This window comes from Ectothiorhodospira sp. 9100, from assembly GCF_022227565.1.
GTDB lineage: Bacteria > Pseudomonadota > Gammaproteobacteria > Ectothiorhodospirales > Ectothiorhodospiraceae > Ectothiorhodospira > Ectothiorhodospira marina.
In genome coordinates this window covers 1-6790 of sequence record NZ_JAJNAN010000077.1, presented here as the reverse complement: position 1 = coordinate 6790, position 6790 = coordinate 1, and the positions used below count along the sequence as shown (strand labels likewise).

8 protein-coding genes are annotated in these 6790 nt (G+C 63.5%); 7 read left to right on the top strand and 1 reads right to left on the bottom strand.

Annotation, left to right across the window (positions count from 1 at the left end):
• Nucleotides 1–117: 117 nt before the first annotated feature.
• Nucleotides 118–732, bottom strand: a complete 615-nt coding sequence (locus tag LPW29_RS14575) for an NAD(P)-dependent oxidoreductase (RefSeq protein WP_090253971.1) — start codon at nucleotides 730–732, stop codon at nucleotides 118–120.
• A gap of 325 nt (nucleotides 733–1057) precedes the next feature.
• Between LPW29_RS14575 and LPW29_RS14570 the strand changes: the two genes are divergently transcribed.
• The 7 genes from LPW29_RS14570 (at nucleotide 1058) to LPW29_RS14535 (ending at nucleotide 6610) form a co-directional block, all read left to right on the top strand.
• Nucleotides 1058–1513, top strand: a complete 456-nt coding sequence (locus LPW29_RS14570; RefSeq protein WP_238628617.1) for a DUF302 domain-containing protein — start codon at nucleotides 1058–1060, stop codon at nucleotides 1511–1513.
• 182 nt (nucleotides 1514–1695) lie between these two features.
• On the top strand, nucleotides 1696–2013 hold the full coding sequence (locus tag LPW29_RS14565) for a BufA1 family periplasmic bufferin-type metallophore (RefSeq protein ID WP_090253919.1): 318 nt from the start codon (nucleotides 1696–1698) through the stop codon (nucleotides 2011–2013).
• Between the two features lie 74 nt (nucleotides 2014–2087).
• Complete coding sequence (bufB, locus tag LPW29_RS14560; RefSeq protein WP_238628616.1) at nucleotides 2088–2990, top strand: MNIO family bufferin maturase; 903 nt, start codon at nucleotides 2088–2090, stop codon at nucleotides 2988–2990.
• Complete coding sequence (locus tag LPW29_RS14555) at nucleotides 2974–3738, top strand: HvfC/BufC N-terminal domain-containing protein (protein ID WP_238628615.1); 765 nt, start codon at nucleotides 2974–2976, stop codon at nucleotides 3736–3738. The genes bufB and LPW29_RS14555 overlap by 17 nt, the downstream gene beginning before the upstream one ends.
• Nucleotides 3739–3757: 19 nt before the next feature.
• Nucleotides 3758–5410 carry an ATP-binding protein gene (locus tag LPW29_RS14550; RefSeq protein WP_238628614.1) on the top strand — a complete coding sequence of 551 codons (1653 nt, stop codon included), beginning with the start codon at nucleotides 3758–3760 and terminating at the stop codon, nucleotides 5408–5410.
• Complete coding sequence (locus tag LPW29_RS15570; protein WP_274520341.1) at nucleotides 5397–6059, top strand: response regulator transcription factor; 663 nt, start codon at nucleotides 5397–5399, stop codon at nucleotides 6057–6059. The genes LPW29_RS14550 and LPW29_RS15570 overlap by 14 nt, the downstream gene beginning before the upstream one ends.
• Before the next feature lie 47 nt (nucleotides 6060–6106).
• The gene (locus tag LPW29_RS14535; RefSeq protein WP_238628613.1) at nucleotides 6107–6610 is read left to right on the top strand and encodes a DoxX family protein; all 504 of its coding nucleotides are present in this window, start codon (nucleotides 6107–6109) and stop codon (nucleotides 6608–6610) included.
• Nucleotides 6611–6790: the final 180 nt, after the last annotated feature.

Below are 6790 nucleotides of genomic sequence, written 5' to 3'. Positions count from 1 at the left end.
AGGCATGTCTTCAACCAAACGCGCATCGGCCTGGCGATGACTCGACCCGGGTCGAATCAGGACACCAGGTCGTGGTGATGGGAAATATTGCCATGTTGGTGGCAAAGGATGGGCCGCTCAGGTCACGTAGGGGGCCTTACGTAGGTAGGTATCATCCTGCAGCTGGATGAGGGCGAAGGAAGCCACGTCGGCCCGGGAGATCCGGGCCGCCGTGGTCTCGGTGTCCACACCCGCCTGATAATTTCCGGTCGCCGGGCCATCAAACAGGCCGCCCGGGCGAACGATGGTCCAGGCCAGGCCGCTGTCCCGGAGGTACTGTTCCTGTGTTTCCTTGTCCTTCATCACGGCCCGCAGGAACAGGGCGCTCAGCACCTTGAAGAACCAGGGTACCTGCTGAGCACTGTCACCCACCCCCATGGAGCTGACCGCCACCACACGGTGGATATCGAGTCGTTGCATGGCCTCCAGGATCAGCCGGGTTCCCTCGCTACAGACATTGCGGAGGCCCTTTCGGGTGGGGCCCAGGCTGATGACCACAGCCTCGCAACCCTCCAGGGTGCGGGCGACGGCGCCCGGATCGAGCACATCTCCCTTGATGATCTCGACCTGGGGCTGATCCGTTACCGCCTCAGGGCGACGCGCCAGCACTCTGCAGGCATGGCCCTGTTTGACCGCCTGTTGGACCAGTTGGGCGCCTACACCACGGGTGCCACCGAATACTGCTATCTTCATCAGTCTGAGCGCCTGAGGTTGACCAGCCACCATCGTAACCACCTCGCCCCGCTGGTCAACTACCCCCGTCTGAAGGCGGGAGCTTGCGAAAACAGGCTGGGTTGACCAGGGAGAGCGGTGAAAGCCCGCTACGTTTGCAACAGGTCATGAATTCCCTTGCATAGGGTCCGTTCAGATCGCTCGGGCCTGGCGCGAGCAGTTCATGCGCCGGACTGGGCGCAAATGATGCCTGCTACACTCATCCATACCGACTTCGATACTGAGAAACTTGCAATGGCTCCCCAGTATCAGCGGCCACCTGATAGACGAACATGAGGATCGAGGCATGAAAGTCATTCCGTCCAGCGCCACAGTCCTGCTTTTCGCCGTCACCTCCGCAGCGGCCGCGGGCAACGGCATGATTGCCGTTGAAAGCCCGCACAGCCCCGAGGCGACCATGAATCGCTTCGAGTCCATTGTTGAGGAGCAAGGCCTCAACGTCTTCGCCCGCATCAATCACACGGAAGGTGCCGACAGTATAGACATGGAGCTTCGCCCCACCGAACTGCTCATCTTTGGGAATCCCCAGGGAGGGACACCCTTCATGCAGTGTGCTCAGACTGTCGGCATCGACCTGCCGCTGAAGGCGTTGGTCTGGGAGGATGGCGACGGCAAGGTGTGGCTTGGCTACAACGATCCAACCTGGATCGCGACGCGCCACTTTGCGGGCAATTGCCCACCGGTGAAGAACATCAGCGAGGCGCTGGAGAAGATGAGCGCAGCGGCTGTTGCCCAAGAGTAGGCCATTTCAGCCAGGCAGGCCTGCCCAGGTCATGACCGGCAGGGTGCCCACTGCGCGATGTGTGTGAGCGATCTACGTATTCCTACGCATTACCCCTTCCGGTCGTGCCCCCTAATCTAATCGCAAGCCTGGACCAAGACCCAGGCCCCGCGAGCCCTCTTCATTGATTAAGGAGCACGACCATGACCCAGAAGACCACCCCATCCCTCTCCACCGCCAGCATGGCCGGTGCCTTTGCCCTGGCCGTGGCCGGCGCCATGGCTGCGCCGAGCGCGGTGGCCTCCTCGGCCACCATGGAAAAATGCTATGGCGTGTCACCCGCCGGGGAAAATGACTGCGCCGCCGGGCCGGGCACGTCCTGCTCAGGGACCTCCACCCAAGACTACCAGGGAAACGCCTGGACCCTGGTGCCTGCCGGCACCTGTGAAGACATTGAGTTGCCGGGCGACCGACAAGGCAGCCTGGAGCCGCTGGACCGGGACCTGCCGAGGCAGTCCTGAGATACCGGCCCTTGACCCTATCGTGACATCGCTACCGCAGGGACGCGGTACCCTGATCCGTCGCAGGAGGTTCCATGTCTGATCTGACGCCCCCCCTGACATTGGCCGGCCCTGATGCCGTCCCCCGATCCGCCGGTGTAGGGCTCAAATCAGCCCATTATCGAACGATCCTTGAACAAAGACCCGACATGGGTTGGTTCGAGATCCACGCCGAGAATTATATGGGCGCCGGAGGGCCGCCCCATCGATACCTGACGGCCATTCGCGAGCGCTATCCCTTGTCCATTCATGGCGTGGGTCTGTCCATTGGCGGCGCGCGGGCGCTGGACCGCCCACATCTCAGCCGCCTGGCCAATCTGGTCCGTCGCTACCGTCCGGGACTGTTTTCAGAACACCTGGCCTGGTCCACTCACTCCAGTGGATTCCTGAACGACCTGCTCCCCCTGCCCTACACCGACGAGACCCTGAATCGGGTCTGCCGCCACATTGATCAGGTGCAGGAGGTGCTCGGACAACGCCTGCTGCTGGAGAATCCTTCCACCTACGTTCACCTGGCCGACAGCACGATCAGCGAGGTGCAGTTTCTCGACGCCGTGTCGCATCGCACCGGCTGTGGCTTGCTGCTGGACGTGAATAATGTCCAGGTATGCGCCACCAACCATGGGTTTGAGGCCCAGGTATATCTGGATGCGTTCCCCATGAATCGGGTGGCCGAGATCCATGTGGCCGGCCACGACCAGCAACAGGACGACGAAGGCCGGCCCCTGCTGATCGACACCCATGACCGCCCGGCCACCGAGGGCGTGTGGCAGTTGCTGGAACACGCCCTGACCCTCACCGGCCCCTTGCCCGTGCTGATCGAGTGGGACAACGACATTCCTTCATGGTCAGCCTTGTTCGAGGAGTCCCGCAGGGCCCAGCGCCTGCTGGATCGGCACATCCAGCATTCGGAGGCAGGCCATGCCCTCGCAAGCTGAATACGAGACCGCTTTCGTGCAGGCCCTGCGCCAGCCACGGATACCGCCGCCCTCAAGTGTGCGCCACCCTGGATCTCAACCGCCGGTGCTGCGCTTTGGCGTCTATCGCAACAATGTCCATGTCAGCCTGGTAGAGGCCGTGACCCGACTCTATCCCGTGGTGCAGCGTCTGGTGGGAGAAGCATTCTTTCAGGCCGTTGCACGCCGCTTTGTGGGGCAGGTGCTGCCCGACAGCCCGGTACTGATCAACTACGGGGAGACGTTTCCCGACTTTCTCGACCACTTTGAACCCGCCGCTCGCCTGCCCTATCTTGGCGATGTGGCCCGCATCGAGTGGGCCTGGCACCGTGCCTATCATGCCCAGGACCAAACACCCCTGCCACCGCAGGCCCTGGCCCGAACACCCCCCGCGCAAGTGGGACACCTGCGTCTTGAATTGCATCCGTCCCTGCAGGTACTGGAGTCCCCCTGGCCGGCGCTTTCCATCTGGCATACCAATCGCCACGATGCCCAGGTGAGACGTATCGATCGGGACAGCGGCGGTGAGGCCACCCTTGTCTGCCGACCCGATATGGAGGTCCTGGTCTGCGCTGTTCCTCTGGGCACGGCGGCCTTGGTACGGACCCTGAGCACGGGGGCCAAGCTGGAACAGGCGACCACCCAGGCTGTGGAACAGCCCGGTTTCAATCTGCAAACCAGCCTTGCGGCGCTGCTGAGCAGCGGCGGCATCACTGCGTTTCGATTCTGACGGGACCAGGCCCATGCACATGAATACATTCTCCCCCTCACTGACCCGACGTCACTGGCGCCGGGTGGTGTCGATCAGCGGCATGGGCCTGTTACTGCGCAGCCTGATGCTCATCACCCTCTACTATGCGGTGGGCATGTGGGGGTTTGTCTTCACCCCGGATGCCCACGGTATTCCGCTGGTATGGCCCGCCACCGGCGTAGGGCTGGCCTTCGTGTTTCTTTATGGCTACGGGATGCTGCCCGCTGTGGGCATTGCCTCCGCCCTGATCACCTGGCAGTTTACTTCAGCAGCGGTGCCCCTGCTCGAATCGGTCGGGATCGTCGCGGCCACGGTCGCGGGTGTGGCCCTGGGCGGCTACATGCTGCGGCGCCTGACCATGAGGCCGCGACTGGACCGGTTGCGGGATGTGTGGCTGCTGCTGAGCGTTGGAGCCGTGGCGTCATCGGGCCTGGCCGCCCTGGCTGGGGCCTGGGGCATGGCCGTCGGCATGGATGACTTGCGTTTCAGCCAGACCTGGTGGCTGTGCTGGGTGGCAGACCTCATGGGACTGGTGCTGGTGGCTCCAGCCCTGATCACCTGGCTGGGCGCGCCTATGCGCCTGTCGGGATCAGTGCGGCTCGCGGCCCTGGCGCTGGGCCTCGCCATTACCGGCATCACCACCCTGGTGTACTCCGGCATACTGCCTGCCATGGTGGCGATGCCACTCTCCTACGCGGTGTTCCCGCTCATCATGCTGGCGGCTGTACGCTGCCCGATTCAGGTCACCTCAGGGCTGATCCTGATCACCGGTGCCATTGCCTTGTCCGGAACCGGCTGGGGTCTGGGGCCTTTCGCTGACATGGGTCTGGGCGAGAGCCTGTTGTCCCTCAATGCCCAGTTGGCCCTGCTGGTCCTGACCGGACTGGTGCTCAATGCCCTGAGCCATGAACGCGCGGCGGCAGAGGCGCGGGCGCGCCAGTACCTGGAGGATCTCGCCCGCGCCGGGCGACTGAGTACCTTGGGCGAGTTGTCTTCCAGTCTGGCCCATGAACTCAACCAGCCCTTGTGCGCCCTCTCCAGCTACGCCCAGGCCTGCAAACGCCTGTTGGCCCGAGGCAAAATGGAAGACCTTCAGGAGGCGCTGAGTCAACTCGACGCCGGTGCCCATCGGGCAGCCGAAACGGTGCGCCAGATGCGGGCCTTTGCGGCCGGCCAGACCCCCGAGCAACAACCGGTGTCGCCCCGTGATCTGGTGCATCCGGTCCTTGAACTGCTGCGACCGGAGCTGAATCGACGCCACATCCGACTGGAAGTGGACCTTCCCGACACGCTGCCCAGGGTCTTGGTGGTCCCCCTGCAGGTGGAGCAGATCCTGATCAATCTGCTGCGTAATGCCATGGATGCCGTCCACGGCCTGAGACCGGCGCGCATTGATCTTCAGGTGGCTTCCACCCGTGAGGGCGTGACCATGACCGTCACCGACACCGGACCGGGCATTCCGCCGGAGCGGCTGGCACGGCTCTTCGATCCCTTTGCCACCTGGAAGGAAGGGGGATTGGGCCTGGGTCTCTCCATCAGCCGATCCCTGGTCGAGGCCCACGGTGGTCAGTTGATCGCGCACAACCGGCCCGAAGGCGGGGCCGAATTTCATTTCACTCTCCCCTTGGAGACTCACCATGCCAACCCATAAACCCCATATTCACCTCGTGGATGACGATCCGGATGTGCGCGCCGGGGTGAGCCTGCTGCTCAAGAGCGAGGACTTTCATGTCCGCGCCTTCGCCGATGCCCAGGCAGTGCTCGACTTCGTGACACCTCAAACGCCCGGTTGCCTGATCCTGGATGTGCGCCTGCCGGACATGGATGGTCTCACCTTGCAGCGCCGGTTGAAGGAACAGGACATCCGCATGCCCATCGTGTTCATCACCGGCCATGGGGATATCCCCATGGCGGTGCGGGCGCTGAGTGAGGGGGCTTTGGATTTCCTGGAAAAGCCCTTTGGCGACCAAGCGCTACTGGAAGCAGTCAGCCATGCCCTGGAACGGGATGCCGAGCAGCGGGCCGGCGCCCAGGAAGTCGCCCACCTGCAAGCGCGGCTCGACGCACTGACCCCACGGGAGCGTGACGTTCTGGAGGGTCTGCTGGATGGCCAACCCAACAAGCTCATCGCCCGGGATCTGGATGTGAGCGTGCGCACCGTGGAGATCCACCGCAGTAATCTCATGCAGAAGATGGGGGCCAAGAGTGCATCCCACCTGGCTCGGTTGGCCCTGGCCTGCACCGAGTATCAACACCGTCTGCTGCCGACGACCCCCATCAATGAAAAGTCCCTGTCCTGAGCCGAGACGCACCGGCGACGGGTGGCCCCTAGCAGAGGAGAGTGCCCATGACCACGTCCATCCACCCTGCGGGCAGATCAGCCGGCCAGACCCTGATGCGGCTGATCGATGCCAGCGCGCGGGGGTTCCAGTATCTGCCCAACTCGCTGCCAGCCCTGCTGCTGCGGATCGCCGTAGCCATCCCCTTCTGGCGATCAGGGATCACCAAGTGGGACGGTCTGCAACTCTCCCCGGGGGCACGCTGGCTATTCGAGCACGATTTTCAGCTGCACCTGCTGGGCAACACCTATCCCATGCCCCTACCCGTTCTCAGTGCGTATCTGGCCGCCATGGGTGAAATCCTGCTGCCGATCCTGCTGATCCTGGGGCTGGGCACCCGTTTTGCGGCCCTGGGGCTGTTATTGATGACCGTGGTGATCCAGCTGACCATCCCCGATGCGTGGGCCACGCACCATTTACCCTGGGCCGCCATGCTGCTGGCCATCATGACCTGGGGGCCGGGAAGGGCCTCCCTGGATCATGCCCTGGCGCGGTGGTACCGCCGCCCATGATATGCACCCGGGTCGGCACTGCGTGACGTGTTGCCTTCCACCCTCCCAGCAGTGGAGGTTGATCCGTTGCCATCCCGAGCGGTTGATACGAACCACGACAGCAATCAACCCGGCCGGTGTCTTGATGGTGCGCGTTACAGAGCCGAGCCCTCCGGCAACACCAGCCGAAAGGTGTTCTGG

Coding starts and splice junctions, on each gene's coding strand:
- bufB (WP_238628616.1), top strand. CDS start 2,088: ATGTCTGATCTGACGCCCCCCCTGACATTGGCCGGCCCTGATGCCGTC.
- LPW29_RS14555 (WP_238628615.1), top strand. CDS start 2,974: ATGCCCTCGCAAGCTGAATACGAGACCGCTTTCGTGCAGGCCCTGCGC.
- LPW29_RS14535 (WP_238628613.1), top strand. CDS start 6,107: ATGACCACGTCCATCCACCCTGCGGGCAGATCAGCCGGCCAGACCCTG.
- LPW29_RS14570 (WP_238628617.1), top strand. CDS start 1,058: ATGAAAGTCATTCCGTCCAGCGCCACAGTCCTGCTTTTCGCCGTCACC.
- LPW29_RS14565 (WP_090253919.1), top strand. CDS start 1,696: ATGACCCAGAAGACCACCCCATCCCTCTCCACCGCCAGCATGGCCGGT.
- LPW29_RS14575 (WP_090253971.1), bottom strand. CDS start 732: ATGAAGATAGCAGTATTCGGTGGCACCCGTGGTGTAGGCGCCCAACTG.
- LPW29_RS14550 (WP_238628614.1), top strand. CDS start 3,758: ATGAATACATTCTCCCCCTCACTGACCCGACGTCACTGGCGCCGGGTG.
- LPW29_RS15570 (WP_274520341.1), top strand. CDS start 5,397: ATGCCAACCCATAAACCCCATATTCACCTCGTGGATGACGATCCGGAT.